Origin of the sequence: Micromonospora sp. L31, from assembly GCF_052068075.1 — a bacterium.
Classification (GTDB): Bacteria; Actinomycetota; Actinomycetes; order Mycobacteriales; family Micromonosporaceae; genus Micromonospora; species Micromonospora purpureochromogenes.
The window spans coordinates 369691-388077 of the sequence record NZ_JBQHDC010000003.1 but is presented as its reverse complement, the minus strand read 5'-3'; the positions used below and the strand labels follow the sequence as shown (position 1 = coordinate 388077).

The following is an 18387-nucleotide window of genomic DNA, read 5'->3' as shown; positions in this document are numbered from 1 at the left end:
ACAGCGACCGGTGGCCGCGCCCCCGTGGCCGTGCTGGCCCCGGCCGGCAGGAGAGGATGGGACACGTGACGCAGATCCGTACCCGCTCCGGAGCGGGGGAGGCGGAGCGCGACACGGCCGCCGCGGCCGACGCGCCCGGGGTGCCGACCACGCCACCGGCCGCCGCGGCGCCGCGGCGCCCGCAGGTACGCCCGGCTACGGTCGGCCTGCCGCTGCTCGGCCTGGTGATCGCGGTGACCGTCTGGTGGCTGGTCACCTCGGGGTTGAAGCTGGTCCATCCGGCGTCCCTGCCGCCGCCGCAGGACGTCTGGGCGGCGCTGACCGCGGCGGCCGACGTGCTGCTGCCGGCGCTGGGGATCACCACGCTGATGACGCTGCTGGGCTTCGTGCTCTCCGCCGCCGCCGGGGTGCTGATCGGGATGGCGCTGGCCGCCTCCCGGCGGGCCGAGCGGATGTTCGCGCCGCTGCTGGTGGCGATCAACGCGGTGCCGAAGATCGCCCTCGGGCCGCTGCTGGTGGTCTCGGTCGGCTGGGGCGAGAAACCCATCCTGACCATGGTCTTCCTGCTCTGCTTCTTCCCGATCGTGCTGTCCACCGCGACCGGGCTCACCACCACCCCGGCGGACCTGGCTGAGCTGGCCCGGTCGCTGAACGCCTCGTGGTGGCAGGCGTTCCGCAAGGTGCGCTTCCCGGCCGCGCTGCCGCAGATCTTCGTCGGGCTGAAGGTGGCGATGCCGCTGGCCGCCATCGGCGCGGTGATCGGCGAGTTCTACTCCGACAAGCCGGGCCTCGGCTACCAGATCCTGCAGTACAACGGCATCGGGGACACCGCCACCGCCTGGGCGGCGATCGTGCTCATCGCGGCGATGAGCATCCTGCTCTACGCCGCCCTCTCCCTGGTGGAGCGCCTCGCCCTGCCCTGGGTGCGCGCCACCACCAGCGCCCGCTGACCCAGGTCGACCGTTGACCTCGACGTCAACCGTTGGAGTTGCGGGATCGCCCGAGGTGTGGCCACCGTCCCCGGCGTAGGGATCAAGCCTGACCGCCCGGAGCCGGGGACGGTGGGGGGCCACACCGCCCCTCAGCCGGCCAGCCGCCAGCGCCCACCCCGGGCGACCAGCGTCGTCAGCGCCTGGGGCATCAGCCCCGAGTGGTTGTCCGGCGTCATCCGGATCGGCCCGGACAGCCCGTCCATCTGGGACGTCTCCAGCACGTCCCGGATGCCGTCCCGGTTGACCTGGTCGGCCGGGCCGCCGGCCCGCAGCGCGGCGTCGGCGATCAGCTGGACGGCGTCGGCGGCGAAGGAGGAGAAGCCGTTGTAGCCGCCGAACCGGGCGGTGTAGTCCTGGAACCACTGCCGCCGGGCCGCCTTGGCCGGGGTGGTGGCGATGACGTCGTCGATCACCATGGTCTGGGTGAAGATCAGGGTGGCCCGCTCGCTGGACCGGGCGGCGTTGCCGAGGAAAAGGTCGCCGGCGGCGGCCGCGTCGAGGAAGAGCGACCCGGAGAAGCCCGCCTCCTGCGCGCTGGTCGCGGCGAGGGAGGCCTGCTCCGGCGGGGTCCAGAGCAGCAGCGCCTGCGCCTCGCCGGAGGTGAGCAGGCGGACCGGCTGGCTGACGTCGGTGTCGGTGGTGCGCACCGCCTCGTTGCGGACCAGCCGGATCTTGGCCTTGTCGAACTCGCCGCGCAGCGCGGTCAGGCCCTCCCGGCCGTAGTCGTCATCGCTGTGCAGCACGGCGACCTTACGGATGCCCTTTCGGCGCAGTTCCGTGGTGAGCGCCGCGGCGCTGTCGGCGGCGTTGGGGGCCAGTTTGAAGACGTACCGCCGATCGGCGACCGGGTTGGAGATCGCGCTGGACGGCGCGAGCGCGATGGTGGGGATCTTCTTCTCGTTGATGGTGAGTACGGCGCCGACGGCGCATTCGTTGCAACCGCCCATGATGATCGCGCTGACCTTGGAATCGCCGCTGAAGTCGGTGATGTTCCGCAGTGACTCACTGGCGTCGGAACGGTTGTCCTTCACCTCGAGCCGGATCTTTCGGCTGCCCAGGGCGCCGGACGTGTTCAGCTGCTCGATCTTCAGTTCCAGCGCGCGCTGGTACGCCTTGCCGACCGGGGCCGCCGCACCGGAGAGTTCGAGGTCCGCGGCGATGACGATGGGGCTGGTGTCCTCCTGCCCCGCCCCGAACGAACAGCCGGTGAGCGTGGTGGCCAGCACGGCCGATGCGAGCGCCACGATGGTCGCGGAGCGGATGGGGCTCAACTCAGTCCTCCAGGTGCGGCGCGGGCGCTGCCCGGTCACCGCCGCTAGTCCGTCCTCTGTGGAGATACGGGATTGTCTGCCGTACGGTGTGCGCGAAGCCTGCAAAACCTTGCCAATGCCGGGCCCCGCGGTCAAGCGCGGTAGCCCGATGTGGTTTCGGGACGGCTTTCCCACATGTTGGGGTCATCAGATATTTACCGACGCTCACTTCGGAGACGCGATCGGCCACTCTGGAGTGAGAATGCCTGTTCAGAGCGTGGGCGACAATGAGGCCAAAGGGCGACGAGGCCGCCGGTTGACCGTTTCCTGCCGCACTGCGGCTTCCCAAACGCGATCTTCTCTGATGAAATCGCGGCCGTGCCGCGCGTGGCGCTCTCCGCTGCACCAGGCACGGGTCGGCGGGTCAGGCGTGGAAGATACGACGGAGGCGATGTCGTGAGCACCGGACCGACGACCCTGCCCGAAATCGGCGACGCCGCCCAGCGTGACCGGGGGCGGCGGCTGCCCCGACTGAGGGACGCGCGGATCCGCTCGAAACTCGCCCTCATTCTGGTGGTTCCGGTCGCCGCCGTCATTGCTCTGGCAACTATCCGACTCATCTCCACCGGTGAGGGCGCGTACGACGCCACCCGGATCCGGTCGCTGACCGCGCTCTCCGTCGACGTCTCCGCGCTCACCCAGGATCTGCACAAGGAGCGGATGGCGGCGGCCGGCTACCTGGCCACCCCGCAGCAGAAGGCCGACGACTACAACCTGCGGGTCCGCGCCACCGACCAGCGGATCGGGGAGTACCGCGCCGAGCGCGGCAGGATCGGCGAGGTCCCGTCGGCCGTCCGTGACCGGCTCAAGGTCATCGACGATCACCTGGAGACGCTCAACGGCACCCGCCAGGAGGTGCTCGACCGTCGGCAGATGCCGGTGGCCGAGGCCACCCTGCGCTACGGCATCGTCCTGACCGACCTCGTCTCGTACGGCGACGCCCTGGCCCAGCTCCCCGGCCAGGAGAGCCTCGCCGACGCCCGCCGCGCGGTGGCCGCGTTCAGCCGCGCCAAGGCGGCCGTCGCCGAGGAGGAGGCGGTCGCCTACACCGCGCTCAGCGCCGGCCGGATCGACGAGGAGCAGTTCTCCGCCTTCGTCACCACGCTGACCGGCCAGCAGGAGGCGCTGGTCGCCTTCTCCCTGGCCGCCGACCCGGACCAGCGGGCCCTGGTCGAGGGCACCGTCTCCGGCGACGCGGTCGGCCTCGCCGACCGGGTGGCCGCCGACATCACCCGCTCGGTGGGGCAGCAACCACTGGTCGGCGCGGCCGACGCGAGCGCCTCGATCGGCGCGGTCAACGACCTGATGCGGTGGGCCGAGATCCAGCTCCAGGGCCGCCTGCTCGACCGGGCCGAGCAGGCCCGCAGCGACGTCATCCGGCAGGCCGTGATCGAGTCGGCGCTGGTGCTGCTCACCCTGATCATCGCCGTCTCGCTCGCCGTGGTGCTGGCCCGCTCGCTCAACCACTCGCTGCGGCGACTGCGCGAGGGCGCACTGTCGGTGGCCAACCACGACCTGCCGGACGCGGTGCGGCGGCTGCAGAACATGGGCAGCGTCGGCGAGGGCGGCGTGGACGAGATCGTGCGCCAGGTCCGCGACCCGATCCGGCTGCGCAACCGCGACGAGGTCGGCCAGGTGGCGCTGGCCTTCAACGTCGTGCACCGCGAGGCGGTCCGGGTCGCCGCCGAACAGGCCGCCCTGCGCACCAGCGTCTCGGCGATGTTCCTCAACCTGGCCCGGCGCAGTCAGACGCTGGTCGACCGGATGATCGGCGAGTTGGACGCGATCGAGCGCAGCGAGGAGGACCCGAAGCGCCTCGCTCAACTCTTCGAGCTCGACCACCTCGCCACCCGGATGCGCCGCAACGACGAGAACCTGCTCGTCCTGGCCGGCGCCGACTCGGCGGTGCCCCGCCGCGACGACGCGCTGCTGGTCGACGTCCTGCGGGCCGCCCAGTCCGAGGTCGAGCTCTACAACCGCATCGAGTTCGGCACCGTCGACACCGACATCTCGGTCTCCGCCCACGCCGTCAACGACGTGGTCCGCCTGGTCGCCGAACTGCTCGACAACGCCACCCGCTTCTCGCCGCCGACCACCACGGTGGTCGCCGACGGCCGCCGGATCCGCGACTACGTGCTGATCCAGATCGAGGACCGGGGCCTGGGCCTCACCGACGAGCAGCTCGACTCGCTCAACCGCCGGCTGGCCGCGCCGCCGAGCGTGGACGTGGCCGCGTTCCGGCTGATGGGTCTGGCCGTGGTGAGCCGGCTCGCCTCCCGGTACGGCATCCGGGTGGAGCTGCGGCGCAACGTCGAGGGCGGCACGGTCGCCCAGGTGACGCTGCCCACCTCGACCGTGGTGCTGCCCGCCCACCGGGGCCGGGACCAGTCGCTGCCCCGGTCGCGCCAGCCGCTGGCGGTCGAGCAGCCGCCGCTCACCCCGGCCGGCCTCGGCGATTCGCTGACCAGCGGGCGTACCGGCGTGGCGACGCTGACGGACCAATGGCGGGCCGCCCCGCCGGCTCCGGCGCCCTGGCAGCCTCCGGTCGACGCGCGGGACACCGCCCCGGCGGTGACGCTCGGCGGCCACGTTCCGTCCGCGCCCACCTCCGCCGTGCCCGCCTCGGCCGTGCCGACGTCCGCGGTGCCGGCCTCGGCCGTGCCGACGTCGGCGGCACCCACCTCCGCGCTGCCGTACTCGGCCGCCCCGGCGGAGCCGGCGTACGGAGCCGGCTACTCGACGGGAACGCAGCCCCTGGTCGACCCGCGGCCGAGGCTGCCGAAGCGGACCCCGGCCGCCGACGCCGCCCCGGCGCTGCCCCTCGGGCCGGTCGCCGGCGTGCCGTCGGCACCGGCCGAACCGTTCACCCCGGCGCCCCCACCGTTCACCCCGTTCGGGGCGGCGCCGGCGGCACCGTTCGCCCCGGCGACCCCGGCGGCGTCGGAGAGCCCGGCGGCGCCGTACACCCCGCCCGCCCCGGCGCCGGCCGTCCCGGTGGTGGCCCGCCCGACCCGGCCGGCCGACTCGCCGATATTCCGGGAGATGGAGGCGGTCTGGTTCCGGTCCCACGGGGACGACGCCACCGCGATCTTCACCCGGCCCAACTTCGACGAGCCGCGGGCCGACGCCTCCGCCGCGAAGCCCGGCCGGCCGCCGCTGCCGACCCGGGTGCCGGGTGCCCCGAACGCGACCGGCACCCCGTCCGTGGGGTCACCCACCGCCGGCACCGCGTCCGTCGGATCGGCCGCCGGGCAGCCGCCGGTCGCGCCGCCGCCCCCGTCGTACGTTCCGCAGGCGGCGCCGTCCGCGCCGCCGGCGACCCCCACCGCCCCGCCGCCCACGGAGTCCGCCACCCCGCCACCCGCGGAGTCGGACGCCTGGCGGACGGCGGCCGACGAAGGCTGGTCCCGGGCCACCCGGGCCGCCGAGCCGGCCACCGGCGGCACCACCCGCTCCGGCCTGCCGAAGCGGGTGCCCCAGGCCCAGCTCGTCCCCGGCGGCATCGAGCCGAAGGACGGGCGGGACCGTAGCCGCCGCACCCCCGACGAGGTCCGCGGCCTGCTCTCCGCCTACCACCGTGGGGTGCAGCGCGGCCGTTCGGCCGGTACGGACCAGAACAGCACCTCGACCAAGGAGACGCGCCGATGAACAGGCCAGCTGCCATGCAGGACATGGGTTGGCTGCTCACCAACTTCGCCGACAGCGTGGCGGGTATCGCCCACGTGGTGGCGGTGTCCGCGGACGGGCTGCTGCTCGCCTCGTCGCGGGACCTACCGGGGGACCGGGCGGACCAGCTCGCCGCCATCACCTCCGGCGTGGTGAGCCTGACCGAGGGAGCCGCCCGGATGTTCAGCGCGGGCGGTGTGCTCCAGACGGTGATCGAGATGGACAGCGGCTACCTGTTCCTGATGTCGATCAGTGACGGGTCGTCGATGGCCGTGCTCGCGGCGCGCAGCTGCGACGTCGGGCAGGTCGGCTACGAGATGGCGCTGCTCGTCGAGCGGGTGGGCGCCGCGCTGGTGCCGCTGCCCCGGGACGCCGTGCGCTCGTAGGCGGGCGGTACGACGCCGGGCGCGCTCGCGCCCGGCGAGGGACAGGCGATCCGGTGCCGGTGGGCTCCGGGCGGAGGAGGTGATGGCGGATGGAACCCCGGCGGGACCCACGCGGGGCGTTGGTGCGGCCGTACGCGGTCACCCGGGGCCGTACCGAGCCGAGCCGGGACATCGCCCTGGAGGCGGTGCTGTCGGCCAGCCTCACCCAGAGTGCGGAAGCGCGCTTCGCCGGGCACGACAAGTACCGCATCGCCACGGTCTGCGAGGGCCGGGCACAGTCGCTGGCGGAAATCGCCGCGTACACCCGGATGCCGCTGGGCGTCACCCGGGTGCTGGTCGCCGACATGGTGGCCGAGGGCCTGCTGACGCTACACACTGCCGCTCCAGCCGAGGGCTACGAGGAGCGGATGAACCTGCTGGGAAGGGTGCTAAGTGGACTTCGCGAACTATGACCCCGCCGGGGCGCGCCGCAGCCGGGAGATCATCTCCGCGAAGATCGTGGTCGCGGGTGGCTTCGGCGTGGGCAAGACGACAATGGTCGGCGCCATCTCCGAGATCACGCCACTGACCACCGAGGCGCTGATGACGGCGGCCGGCGTGGGCATCGACGACCCGTCGAAGGTGCCCGGCAAGGAGACCACCACGGTCGCCATGGACTTCGGCCGGATCACCATGGCGCAGGATCTGATCCTGTACCTGTTCGGCACTCCGGGGCAGACCCGGTTCTGGTTCATGTGGGACGAGATCATCCGGGGGGCGGTGGGTGCCGCCGTGCTGGTGGACACCCGCCGGATCACGGACGCCTTCGCGCCGCTGGACTACTTCGAGAACCGGAACCTGCCGTACGTGGTGGCGCTGAACCGGTTCGACGACGCGCCGCAGTACGAGCCGGAGGAGGTCCGCGAGGCGCTGGCCATCTCGCCGGACGTGCCGCTGGTGATGTGCGACGCCCGGCAGCGGGACTCGGTGAAGCAGGTGCTGGTGACCGTGGTCGAGCACGCCATGCTGCGGCTGGAGTCCGAGCACGGTCGGGGCTACGCCCCGGTGGGCTGAACCGCCTCCGGGTCAGTCGACCCGGAGGCGGTAGCCCCGCTTGACCACGGTCTGCACCACGCTGGGGGCCTGGAGCCCGACTCGCAGCCGGGCCACCGCCATCTCCACCGCGTGCTCGTCCGCGCCCCGGGGCAGGGTCCGCAGCAGCTCGGTGCGGGACAGCACCCGGCCGGGCGACGCGGCGAGCGCCCGCAACACCGCCATCGGGGCGGGCGCGAGCGGCCGCAGCTCCCCGTCGACCACGGCCGCGTGCCCGCGCAGGGTCAGCAGGTGCCCGGCGGCCTTGACGGTCACCGTACGACGGGGCAGCTCGTCGACGATCTGCCGGACCAGTGCCCCGAGGCGGGCCCGGGCGGGCGCGCTGACCGGCACTCCCCGGCGGACCAGCGGCTCCGCGGTGACCGGGCCGACGCAGCTGGCCAGCACGTCCCCGCGCAGCGCCTCCAGCACCGTCTCGGCCCGGTCGCCGGCCGCCCGCAGCAGCGCCTCCGCCGCCGGCGCGGAGGTGAAGGTGACGGCGTCGACCAGCCGGCCGGCGACCAGGTCGATCAGCCGGTGCAGCGGGGCCGGGTCGGTGGGCGGCGCCCAGCGGTAGACCGGCACCTCGATCACGGTGGCCCCGGCCGCCTCCAGCGCCTCGGTGCACTCCGGCTGCCGGTCGCCGTGCAGCTGCATGGCGATGACCTGACCGGCCACCCCGCGCCGGCACAGGTGGTCGATCACCTCGTCGCAGCTCTCCGACTCCGGCGACCACTGGTCGTGCAGCCCGGCGGCCCGGATCGCGCCGCGCGCCTTGGGTCCCCGGGCCACCACGTACGACTGGGAGAGCACCGAGCGCAGCGGCTCGGCGAGCCCCCAGCCCTCGGCCGCCTCCAGCCAGCCGCGCATCCCGATGCCGGTGTTCGCCATCAGGATGTCCGGCGGCCGGTCCAGGCAGGCGCGGGTGGCCTCGCGCAGGTCGCTGTCGTCGGCCAGCGGCACGATCCGCAGTGCCGGGGCGAGCACCACCCGGGCGCCGCGGCGTTGCAGCAGCGCGGCCAGCTCGTCGCGCCGCCGGTCGGCGGTGACCCCGATGGTGAAGCCGGCCAGTTCCTCCCGCATCACTCCTCCTGTCGCAGCCGCACCTCGACCAGCCCGTCCCGGCAGCGGACCCGGTGCACGGGCAGCGTCACGCCGGGCAGGTCCAGGCAGCGCCCGGTACGCAGGTCGTAGACCTGCTTGTGCAGCGGGGAGGCGAGGGTCGGCACCCCGCCGCGGCTGCCCACGATGCCCCGGGACATCACGTACGCGCCGCCGACCGGGTCGAGGTTGTCGACCGCGAACAGCTCGCCGCCGGTCGAGAAGAGCGCCACCTGTACGCCGTCCACCAGCGCGGCGACGCCCCGGTCGGGATCCAACCGGTCGAGGGGGCAGACGGCCGTCCAGTCCAGGGTGCTCGTCGAGCTCATCGCCCTGTCTCCGTCCACGGTGCTCGTCGGGCTCATCGCCGTACCTCCGGAAGGCCGAGGGCGACCGGCTGGCGGCGGCGGTCGGTCGCCGGGGTGGCTGGTGCGCCGCGGGCGGGCACCGGTTGCCCGCGCTCGACGGCGAAGCTGATCGACGGGTCGGGCACGTCCGGGGCGTTGACGAAGGAGGTGAAGCGGCGCAGCCGCTCCGGGTCGTCGAGGACGTCGCGCCACTCGTCGGAGTAGGCCGCCACGTGTCGGGCCATCGCCGCGTCGAGGTCGGCACAGAGCCCGAGCGAGTCGTCCACGATCACCGAGCGCAGGTGGTCGAGGCCGCCGTCCATCGCCTCGATCCAGGCGGCGGTGCGTTGCAGCCGGTCGGCGGTGCGGATGTAATACATTAAAAATCTATCGATTAGTCGAATCAGTGCTTCTGTGGATAAATCAGTGGCGAAGAGGTCGGCGTGCCGGGGCCGGAAGCCCCCGTTGCCGCCGACGTAGAGGTTCCAGCCGGTGTCGGTGGCGATGATGCCGAAGTCCTTGCTGCGGGCCTCGGCGCACTCCCGGGCGCAGCCGGAGACCGCCGACTTGATCTTGTGGGGGGCACGCAGGCCCCGGTAGCGCAGCTCCAGCGCGATGGCCAGGCCGACCGAGTCCTGCACCCCGTACCGGCACCAGGTCTCGCCGACGCAGGACTTCACCGTCCGCAGCGCCTTGCCGTACGCGTGGCCGGACTCGAAGCCCGCGTCGACCAGCCGGCGCCAGATCTGCGGCAGCTGCTCGACCCGGGCGCCGAACAGGTCGATCCGCTGCCCGCCGGTGATCTTGGTGTAGAGCCGGAAGTCGCGGGCCACCTCACCGATCACGATCAGCTTCTCCGGGGTGATCTCCCCGCCGGGGATCCGGGGCACCACCGAGTAGCTGCCGTCGCGTTGCAGGTTGGCCAGGAAGTGGTCGTTGGTGTCCTGCAACGAGGCCTGCTCGCCGTCGAGCACGTGCCCGGTGCCGAGCGAGGCCAGGATCGAGGCCACCACCGGCTTGCAGATGTCGCAGCCGCGTCCCCGCCCGTGCTCGGCGATGAGCCCGGAGAAGGTGCGGATGCCGCGCACCCGGACGATGTCGAAGAGTTCCTGCCGGCTGGCGTCGAAGTGCTCGCAGAGCGCCGTGGACTGCTTCACCCCGGCCGCGTCGAGCAACTGCTTGAGCATCGGCACGCACGATCCGCAGCTGGTGCCGGCCCGGGTGCACGCCTTCAGCGCCGGCACGTCCGTCGCGCCGCCGGCGATCGCGGCGTCGATGTCGTCGCGGGTCACCGCGTTGCAGGAGCAGACCTGCGCCGCGCCGGGCAGCGCCCCGGCCCCGGCGCCCGCCCCGCCGGCCGGGGCCAGCAGCGCCAGCGGGGGAGCGGGCAGCGGCCCGCCGACGCTGGCCCGCAGCGTGGGGTAGGCGCTCGCGTCCCCGACCAGCACGCCGCCCAGCAGCGTCTGCGCGTCGTCGGAGAGGACCAGCTTCGCGTACGACCGGGTGGCCGGGTCGGTGAAGGTCACGTCCAGGCAGCCCGGCGTCGTGCCGTGCGCGTCGCCGAACGAGGCCACGTCCACGCCGAGCAGCTTGAGCTTGGTGGCGGTGTCCGCCCCGGGGAAGGTCGCCGACCCGCCGAGCAGCCGGTCGGCGACGACCTCGGCCATCGCGTACCCGGGGGCGACCAGGCCGTGGCAGGTGCCGTCGACCGCCGCGCACTCGCCCACCGCCCAGATCCGCTCGTCGTCGCTGCGGCAGGTCGCGTCGACCAGCACCCCGCCGCGCGGGCCCAGCGCCAGCCCGGCGGCCCGGGCCAGCTCGTCGCGGGGGCGGATGCCGGCGGCCACCACCACCAGTTCCGCGTCGACCGTGCTGCCGTTGGAGAGCTCCAGCCCGGCCACGACGCCGTCCGGGCCGGGGCGCAGCGCGGTGGTGGCCACCCCGAGGTGGGTGGTGACCCCCAGCTCCTCGACGTAGCGGCGCAGCATCGCGCCACCCGCCTCGTCGACCTGCACCGGCATCAGCCGGGGCGCGAACTCGACCACGTGGGTGGCCAGGCCGAGCAGGCGCAGGGCGTTGGCGGCCTCCAGGCCGAGCAGGCCGCCGCCGATCACCGCGCCGGTACGCCGACCCCGGGCGTGCGCCCGGATCGCCTCCAGGTCGTCCAGGGTGCGGTAGACGAAGACCCCGGGCAGCGCCGCGCCGTCCACCGGCGGGACGAACGGGTACGAGCCGGTGGCCAGCACCAGCGCGTCGTACGGGTGCTCGCCGGCCGCGGTGGTCACCACCCGCCGTTCCCGGTCGACGCCGGTGACGGCCTCGCCGAGGCGCAGCTCGACCCCGTCGTCGGGGGTGTGCAGGTTCAGCTCGTCGGCACCCACCCCGTCGAAGAACGCCGAGAGCCGCACCCGGTCGTACGCCGCCCGGTGTTCCTCGGCGAGCACCGTCACCCGCCACCGCCGGTCGTGGTCGCGGGCGCGCAGCGCCTCGACGAACCGTTGTCCGACCATGCCGTTGCCGACGACGACCAATCGTCCGCCGGTCATCGCGTCACCTCCTCGCGGTCCGTCGCGTCAATTCCGTCGATCGCATTCCGCCCGGTCATCGGGTCGCCCCCACCGAGTCCGCCTCGGACAGCCAGTCGACGATGCCGGCGACCGCGTCCCGGCAGCCGCCGCAGCCGGTGGCGGCCCGGGTGGTCGCCACCACCTCGTCCACCGTCCGGGCCCCGGCCCGCCAGCAGGCGACCAGCGCGCCCTTGCGCACGTCGTTGCACTGGCAGACGGTGGCCGCGTCGGGCATCAGCGCCGGGGACTCCGCCGGCGCCGCCGCGGTGCCGCCCAGCGCGCGGCCCAGCAGCAGCGCCCGCCGGTCGGCCGGCACCGGCGCGCCCCGGTCGAAGAGCTGCACCACCGTGCCGACCGACGGGTTGTCCCCGAGCAGGATCGCGGCGGTCAGTCGCTCCTCGTGGATGCGCAGCCGGGCGTACGTGCCCCGGGCCGGGTCGGCGAAGGTCAGCTCCTCGCCCGGGCCGTCGGCGGGGTCGCCCATCGCGGCGAGGTCGATGCCGGCCGCCTTGAGCCGGGTCACCACCGGCCGGGGCCGGTAACGGGCGGCCGGGTCCTCGCCGGTGAGCGCCTGGGCCAGCACCCGGGCCTGCGCCCAGGCCGGCGCGACCAGCCCGGTCAGCATGCCGTCGTGCTGGGCGCAGTCGCCGATCGCCGAGATGCGGGGGTCGTCGGTGCGGAGCTGGTCGTCGACCACCACGCCCCGGTCCACGCTCAGCCCGGCCGCGGCGGCCAGCGCGGTGTCGGGGCGTACTCCGCAGGAGATCACCAGCAGGTCGGCGGAGAGCGACCGGCCGTCGGCCAGGTCGAGGCGGACCCCGTCGGCGTCCGCCGCCACCCGGGTGGCCGCGACGGCCAGGTGGGTGGTCACCCCGAGGCCGGCGAGGGTGCCGGCCAGCACGGCCGCGCCGGTCGGGTCGAGTTGGCGTTCCATCAGGTACGGCACCGGGTGCACCACGCCGACGTCGAGCCCCCGGGCGGCGAGCCCGCGCGCCGCCTCCAGCCCGAGCAGCCCGCCGCCGAGCACCAGGGCGCTGCGGGCGCCCTCGGCGGCGGCGAGGATCCGCCGGCAGTCGTCCAGCGTGCGGAACGGGACCACCCGCTCCGGCAGGTCGGCCGGGTCCAGGCCGGGCAGCGGCGGCACGATGGCCCGGCTGCCGGTGGCGAGCACCAGGTGGTCGTAGGGGATCCGGTCGCCGTCGTCGGTGTGGACCACGCGGGCGTCCCGGTCGATCGCGGTCACCTGCACGCCGGTACGCACGTCGACGCCCTGCCCGGCCACCTCGGCCAGCTCCACGTCCGGCTCGGCGACCTTCCCCGCCAGCAGGGTGGAGAGCATGATCCGGTTGTACGCCCGGTGCGGCTCCGCCCCGAGCACGACGACCTTCAGGTCCCCGTCCCGGGCGTGCAGTTCGGCGGCGAGCCGGGACCCGGCCATGCCGTATCCCACGATGACTACGTTCATGCCTTCTCCACCCGTACGGCGCAGATCTTGAATTCGGGCATCCCGGAGACCGGGTCCGTCGCGTCACTGGTCACGGAGTTGGCCCGGGCCGCGCCGCCCCAGTGGAACGGCGCGAAGACGGTGTCCGGCCGGATCGTCGGGGTGAGCCGGGCCGGCGCCCGCAGCTCGCCCCGGCGGGACGCGACCCGCACCTCGTCGCCCTCGACCACCCCGAGCCGGGCGGCCAGGTCGGGGTGCAGCTCGACGAAGCCGCCGGGGGCGGCCCGGCGCAGCGCGGCGACCCGGCGGGTCTGGGTGCCGGACTGGTACTGGGCGAGCACCCGGCCGGTGGTGAAGTGCAGCGGGTAGTCGACGCAGACCTGCTCGGCGGCGGGCCGGTGAGTCACCGGCTGGAACCGGGCCCGGCCGTCCGGGGTGGCGAAGGAGTCGGCGAAGAGCCGGGGCGTGTCCGGCCCGTCGGGGTCCGGGCAGGGCCAGAAGACCCCCTCGTCGGCGTCGATCCGCTCCCAGCTCACCCCGGCGTAGTCGGCGACGCCGCCGGCCGAGGCCCGGCGCAGCTCGGTGAAGACCTCGGCCGGGTCGGCCGGGAAGGACGCCGGGGCGTCGAGCCGGGCGGCCAGCTCGGTGAGGACCGCCAGGTCGGTCCGGACCCCGGGTGGGGGTTGGCGCAGCGCGTGGCGGCGCAGCACCCGACCCTCCAGGTTGGTCATCGTGCCCTCCTCCTCGGCCCACTGCGCGACGGGCAGCACCACGTCGGCGAGGGCGGCCGTCTCGGAGAGCAGGAAGTCGGCCACCACCAGCAGGTCGAGCCCGCGCAGCCGGGATTCGATCAGGGCGGCCCGGGGTGCGGAGACCACCGGGTTGGAGCCGAAGACCAGCATCGCCCGGGGGCCGCCCGGGGTGCCGAGCGACTCCAGCAGCTGGTATGCCGGCACGCCCGGCCCGGGCAGGTCGTCGGGGTCGACGCCCCAGACCCCCGCCACGTGCTCCCGGGCCGCCGGGTCGTCGATCTTCCGGTACCCGGGGAGCTGGTCGGCCTTCTGCCCGTGTTCCCGCCCGCCCTGGCCGTTGCCCTGGCCGGTCAGGCAGCCGTAGCCGGAGCCGGGGCGGCCGGGCAGGCCGAGGGCGAGCGCCAGGTTGACGAAGGCGCTGACGGTGTCGACGCCCTTGGCGTGCTGTTCCGCGCCGCGGGCGGTGAGGATGATCGCGCTGCGTGCGGTGCCCAGCGCGCGGGCGGTCGCCTCCAGGTCGGCCATCGGCACTCCGGAGAGCCGTTCCACCTCCGCCGGCCAGTAGCCGGCCACGGTACGGCGTACCTCGTCGAAGCCGGTGGTCCGGGCGGCGACGTAGTCCTTGTCGATGAGGCCCTCGGTGAGCGCGATGTGCAGCAGCGCGTTGGCCACCGCCAGGTCGGTGCCGGGCAGCGGTTGCAGGTGCAGGTCGGCCTGCCGGGCGGTGGCGGTGACCCGGGGGTCGATGACGATCAGGCGTCCGCCGCGTTCCCGCTGGTCGGCGAGGTGGCGCATCAGCGGCGGCATGGTCTCCGCCGGGTTGGCGCCGACCAGCAGCAGGGTCTCCGCCCGGCCGAGGTCGGCCAGCGGGAAGGGCAGCCCTCGGTCGACGCCGAAGGCGCGGATCCCGGCCGCGGCGGCCGAGGACATGCACCACCGGCCGTTGTAGTCGATGTGCCGGGTACGCAGCGCCACCCGGGCGAACTTGCCGAGCGCGTACGCCTTCTCGTTGGTGAGCCCGCCGCCGCCGAAGACCGCGACCGCGTCCCGGCCGTATCCGGTCTGGACGGCGCGGATGTCGGCGGCGATCCGGTCGAGCGCGGCCGCCCAGGTCGCCGGGCGCAGCTCGCCGGTGGCCGGGTCGCGCACCAGCGGGGTGGTCAGCCGGTCCGGGTGGTCCAGCAGTTCGGCGGCGGTCCAGCCCTTCTGGCACAGCCCACCCCGGTTGGTGGGGAACTGGCGGGGGAGCACCTCCACCCGATCGCCGGTCTCGCGCAGGACCATCCCGCACTGCAGGGCGCAGTACGGGCAGTGCGTCTCCGCCTGCCGGGGGTCGCCCCCCGATCGGGTCGCGGAGCGGGCACGGTGTGTCATGCCAGTGAAGCGTGCCGGGGGGCGGTTTCCGGTCCGGGTCCCGTCTGTTTCGGTCCTGTCAAGAGCGCCTCACACCGCACCGGGGCAGCCGGCCGGTCGGAGGGTCTATGATATGGGACAACCGTCCTGAAATATGGGAGACGACGATGAGCGTGACGGCAGCGTTCGACGCGGTGGCCGCCAGCTACGACCAGGCCAGACGGCGCCTGGTGCCGCGCTTCGACGACTTCTACGGCACCGCGGTGGAGGTGGCGGCCGTGCCGCTGCGGGCCGCGCTGGCCGCGGGGCGTACCCCCGAGGTGCTGGACCTGGGCGCGGGCACCGGGCTGCTCTCGCTGCTGCTCACCGCGGCGCTGCCCGGGGTCCGGGTGACCCTGCTCGACGGCGCCCCGCGGATGCTCGCGGTGGCCGCCGACGCGCTGGCCGCCCGGGGCGTGCCGCACCGGACGGTGGTCGCCGACCTGGCCGATCCGCTCCCCGCCGGCCGGTACGACGCGGTGGTCTCCGCCCTGGCCGTCCACCACCTCGACGACGACGGCAAGCGCGCCCTCTACCGGCGCGCCGCCGCGGCGCTGACGCCGGGCGGGGTGTTCGTCAACGCCGAGCAGGTGGCCGGCCCGACCCCCGCGCTGGACCGTCGTTACGACGAGGTCTGGGTGGCCCAGGCCACCGCGCTCGGGTCCGACGACGCGGAGCTGGCCGCCGCCCGGGAGCGGATGCGGCACGACCGGCCGGCGCCGGTGGACGCGCAGTGCCGGTGGCTCGCCGAGGCCGGGCTGGTCGACGTGGACTGCTTCTTCAAGGCGTGGCGCTTCGCCGTCTTCGGCGGCACCCGCCCGCCCGCCTGAACCCGCCGCGCCGCCGCTAGCCGGATCGCCCGGGCGCCGGCCCGACCCCGTCGGCCCGGTCGGTGTCCCGCTCCCACGACCCTCCCAGTCCCCCGGACTGCCCGCCGCGCGCCGCGCGCTGCGACACCGTTTGCGGCGTGTCGCGGTGTCAGGGCAGCCGGATACCGCCACACGCCGCAAAGCGGGAGGCGTGGCCCAACGGTGCCGCGAGCCGCCGCGAATGGGACGCGCGGGGAACGGAGGGCGTGACACGCCGGGTGGCCCGACCCCGGACGAGGGCGTTTTGAGCCGTTGGCCGACCGGCGCGAAGTGGGATGACTGCTGGTCATACCAGCGGGTAGTCTCAGCGGCATGACTGCCAAGGTGACCCTGTCGTTCTCCGACGAGACGATCGAGGAGGCACGCCGGTTCGCCAAGCGCGAGGGGCTGTCGCTCTCCGCCTGGATGGACCAGGCGGCCCGGGAGAAGGCGCTGCGCGAGGTCTTCACCGCGCACGCCGCCGCGGTCGGCCGGGCGGGGCTCGACCTGGAGACCGCCGCGCTCGCCGACGCCCGGGAGGTCGGCATGGTCGACGACGCGCTCTTCGGCGGACGTCCGCGTGCTGCGTAGGGGCGAGATCTGGCGGATCGAGGGCGCCCGGGAACGGCTCGGGCTGGTGATCAGCACCGACGTCTACAACTCCACCGACGTGCCGATCGTGATGGTGGCGGAGGTGGTCGAGACGGCGCTGCTGCGGGACTCCCCGCTCGCCGTGCCGATGGGCGGGTACGTGGTGATGCCCGACCGGCTCTCCTCGCCGATGAAGAAGTGGTTCACCGAGTGCGTCGACGTCGCCGACACCGAGACCATGCAGCGGGTGGGGCGGGCGCTGCGCATCCTCCAGCAGCTCTGACCGCCTCACCACCGCCCTGCGGCCGACGTGCGATCTCCGTTTCCGGAACGACCCGCGACAGGTACCGTCGGGTAACCGGCCGTTCCTAATCTCCTGAGCGTCACATCGACCAGGAGGAGCCGCCGTGAGCACGCTCGCCCCCACGACATCAGCCCCCGCCGACCCCACGGCCGCCGCCGGGCGCCGGCACCGGATCGACGACTGGCGCCCCGAGGACCCGACGTTCTGGCGTACGACCGGGGCGCCGATCGCCCGCCGGAACCTCTGGGTGTCGATCTTCGCTGAGCACATCGGGTTCTCCGTGTGGAGCCTCTGGTCGGTCACCGTGCTCTTCCTCGGTCCCGCGTACGGCATCGACCCGGCGGGGAAGTTCCTGCTCACCGCCGTGCCGGCCGCGCTGGGCGCGGTGCTGCGGCTGCCCTACACGCTGGCGGTGGCCCGCTTCGGCGGCCGGAACTGGACCATCGTCAGCGCGCTGTTGCTGCTGGTGCCGGCGGTGCCGATGACGGTGCTGCTGGAACCGGGAGTGTCGTACACCACGCTGATGGTGCTGGCCTGCCTCACCGGGGTCGGCGGGGGCAACTTCGCCTCCTCGATGGCCAACATCAACCTCTTCTTCCCGGACCGGCTCAAGGGCCGCGCGCTGGGGCTCAACGCCGGCGGGGGCAACCTCGGCGTACCGGCGGTGCAGCTGGTCGGGCTCGCCGTGCTGGCCACCGCGGGGGCGGCGTACCCCCGGCTGGTGCCGGCGGTCTACCTGCCGCTGATCGTGCTGGCCGCGCTGGCCTCGGCGCGCTGGCTGGACAACCTCCCCAACGCCCACAACGAGCCGGGCGCGCTGCGCGAGGCGGCCCGCCAACCGCACACCTGGGTGATGTCGCTGCTCTACATCGGCACCTTCGGCTCCTTCATCGGCTTCGGCTTCGCCTTCGGGCAGGTGCTCCAGCTCCAGTTCGCCGAGCGCTTCCCGACCCCGGTCGACGCCGCCTGGCTGACCTTCCTCGGCCCGCTGGTCGGGTCGCTGATCCGGCCGCTCGGCGGCCAGTTGGCCGACCGGCTCGGCGGCGCCCGGGTCACCTTCTGGAACTTCGTGGCCATGGCCGCCGGCGCCGGGCTGGTGCTGTACGCGGCCCGGGAGCAGTCGTTCCCGCTCTACCTGACCGGGTTCCTGGCGCTCTTCGTCTTCTCCGGGATCGGCAACGGGTCGACGTACAAGATGATCCCGGCGATCTTCCGCGCCAAGGCGGCGGCCGAGGGCGAGCTGACCGGCGACCCCGAGGCGGCCGAGCGGCGGGCCCGCCGGCTCTCCGGGTCGCTGATCGGCATCGCCGGGGCGGTCGGCGCGTCCGGCGGGGTGCTGGTCAACATCGCCTTCCGGCAGTCGTTCCTGACCTCCGGCAACGCCGACGCGGCGTACCTGGCCTTCATCGGCTGGTACGCGCTCTGCTTCGCCCTGACCTGGGCGGTGTACCTGCGCCCGGGCCCGCGCCGGCTGGCCGGGGTGTGACCTGTACCATCGCCATGTCGCAAGCCACGCTGGGTGACCCCCCGTTTTGACCTGCCGACGGGGCGCCGGGTATCGTTGCCTGCTGTTGTACGACATCCAGAGGCGTGCCGCATCAGGTACGCTTGGTCGT

At 74.1% G+C, this 18387-nt stretch carries 15 protein-coding genes; 9 read left to right on the top strand and 6 right to left on the bottom strand.

Annotated features, from left to right (window positions below; genetic code table 11):
- Positions 1-65 precede the first annotated feature (65 nt).
- Positions 66-950 (top strand): ABC transporter permease, encoded by an 885-nt coding sequence (locus ACTMS9_RS11395; protein WP_441164881.1) that lies wholly within the window; start codon positions 66-68, stop codon positions 948-950.
- A 131-nt stretch (positions 951-1081) separates the two neighbouring features.
- Here ACTMS9_RS11395 and ACTMS9_RS11390 read toward each other — a convergent pair whose 3' ends face one another.
- Complete coding sequence (locus ACTMS9_RS11390; RefSeq protein WP_441142341.1) at positions 1082-2263, bottom strand: ABC transporter substrate-binding protein; 1182 nt, start codon at positions 2261-2263, stop codon at positions 1082-1084.
- A 435-nt stretch (positions 2264-2698) separates the two neighbouring features.
- On the opposite strand from ACTMS9_RS11390, the gene ACTMS9_RS11385 reads away from it, so the two are divergent.
- The 4 genes from ACTMS9_RS11385 (at position 2699) to ACTMS9_RS11370 (ending at position 7407) form a co-directional block, all read left to right on the top strand.
- Positions 2699-5950 (top strand): nitrate- and nitrite sensing domain-containing protein, encoded by a 3252-nt coding sequence (locus ACTMS9_RS11385; RefSeq protein WP_441164880.1) that lies wholly within the window; start codon positions 2699-2701, stop codon positions 5948-5950.
- Positions 5947-6354 carry a roadblock/LC7 domain-containing protein gene (locus ACTMS9_RS11380; protein ID WP_007465177.1) on the top strand — a complete coding sequence of 136 codons (408 nt, stop codon included), beginning with the start codon at positions 5947-5949 and terminating at the stop codon, positions 6352-6354. Before ACTMS9_RS11385 ends, ACTMS9_RS11380 begins: the two co-directional genes overlap by 4 nt.
- Positions 6355-6443: 89 nt before the next feature.
- A complete protein-coding gene (locus tag ACTMS9_RS11375) occupies positions 6444-6806 on the top strand; it encodes a DUF742 domain-containing protein (protein ID WP_088960287.1) in 363 nt (120 codons plus the stop codon).
- A complete protein-coding gene (locus ACTMS9_RS11370) occupies positions 6787-7407 on the top strand; it encodes a GTP-binding protein (protein WP_441142343.1) in 621 nt (206 codons plus the stop codon). Before ACTMS9_RS11375 ends, ACTMS9_RS11370 begins: the two co-directional genes overlap by 20 nt.
- Before the next feature lie 12 nt (positions 7408-7419).
- Here the strand turns inward: ACTMS9_RS11370 and ACTMS9_RS11365 are convergent, their stop codons facing one another.
- From ACTMS9_RS11365 to ACTMS9_RS11345, 5 genes are read right to left on the bottom strand one after another with little or no spacing between them, the layout of a single operon-like run.
- Positions 7420-8508, bottom strand: a complete 1089-nt coding sequence (locus ACTMS9_RS11365) for a uroporphyrinogen-III synthase (protein WP_441142344.1) — start codon at positions 8506-8508, stop codon at positions 7420-7422.
- Positions 8508-8855 carry a nitrite reductase small subunit NirD gene (gene nirD, locus ACTMS9_RS11360; RefSeq protein WP_441142345.1) on the bottom strand — a complete coding sequence of 116 codons (348 nt, stop codon included), beginning with the start codon at positions 8853-8855 and terminating at the stop codon, positions 8508-8510. Before nirD ends, ACTMS9_RS11365 begins: the two co-directional genes overlap by 1 nt.
- Positions 8856-8887: 32 nt before the next feature.
- Positions 8888-11419 carry a nitrite reductase large subunit NirB gene (gene nirB / locus ACTMS9_RS11355; protein WP_441164879.1) on the bottom strand — a complete coding sequence of 844 codons (2532 nt, stop codon included), beginning with the start codon at positions 11417-11419 and terminating at the stop codon, positions 8888-8890.
- Between the two features lie 55 nt (positions 11420-11474).
- On the bottom strand, positions 11475-12905 hold the full coding sequence (locus tag ACTMS9_RS11350) for an FAD-dependent oxidoreductase (protein WP_441142347.1): 1431 nt from the start codon (positions 12903-12905) through the stop codon (positions 11475-11477).
- Positions 12902-15010 (bottom strand): molybdopterin oxidoreductase family protein, encoded by a 2109-nt coding sequence (locus ACTMS9_RS11345; RefSeq protein ID WP_441164878.1) that lies wholly within the window; start codon positions 15008-15010, stop codon positions 12902-12904. Before ACTMS9_RS11345 ends, ACTMS9_RS11350 begins: the two co-directional genes overlap by 4 nt.
- Positions 15011-15156: 146 nt before the next feature.
- On the opposite strand from ACTMS9_RS11345, the gene ACTMS9_RS11340 reads away from it, so the two are divergent.
- From ACTMS9_RS11340 to ACTMS9_RS11325, 4 genes are all read left to right on the top strand, one after another.
- A complete protein-coding gene (locus ACTMS9_RS11340) occupies positions 15157-15858 on the top strand; it encodes a class I SAM-dependent methyltransferase (protein WP_441164877.1) in 702 nt (233 codons plus the stop codon).
- Between the two features lie 351 nt (positions 15859-16209).
- Positions 16210-16467, top strand: coding sequence for a DUF6364 family protein (locus tag ACTMS9_RS11335; protein ID WP_154941856.1), 258 nt, complete (start codon positions 16210-16212; stop codon positions 16465-16467).
- Positions 16457-16750 (top strand): type II toxin-antitoxin system PemK/MazF family toxin, encoded by a 294-nt coding sequence (locus ACTMS9_RS11330; RefSeq protein WP_088960296.1) that lies wholly within the window; start codon positions 16457-16459, stop codon positions 16748-16750. Before ACTMS9_RS11335 ends, ACTMS9_RS11330 begins: the two co-directional genes overlap by 11 nt.
- Before the next feature lie 124 nt (positions 16751-16874).
- Positions 16875-18257 (top strand): nitrate/nitrite transporter, encoded by a 1383-nt coding sequence (locus tag ACTMS9_RS11325; RefSeq protein WP_441142350.1) that lies wholly within the window; start codon positions 16875-16877, stop codon positions 18255-18257.
- The last annotated feature ends 130 nt before the right edge of the window (positions 18258-18387 follow it).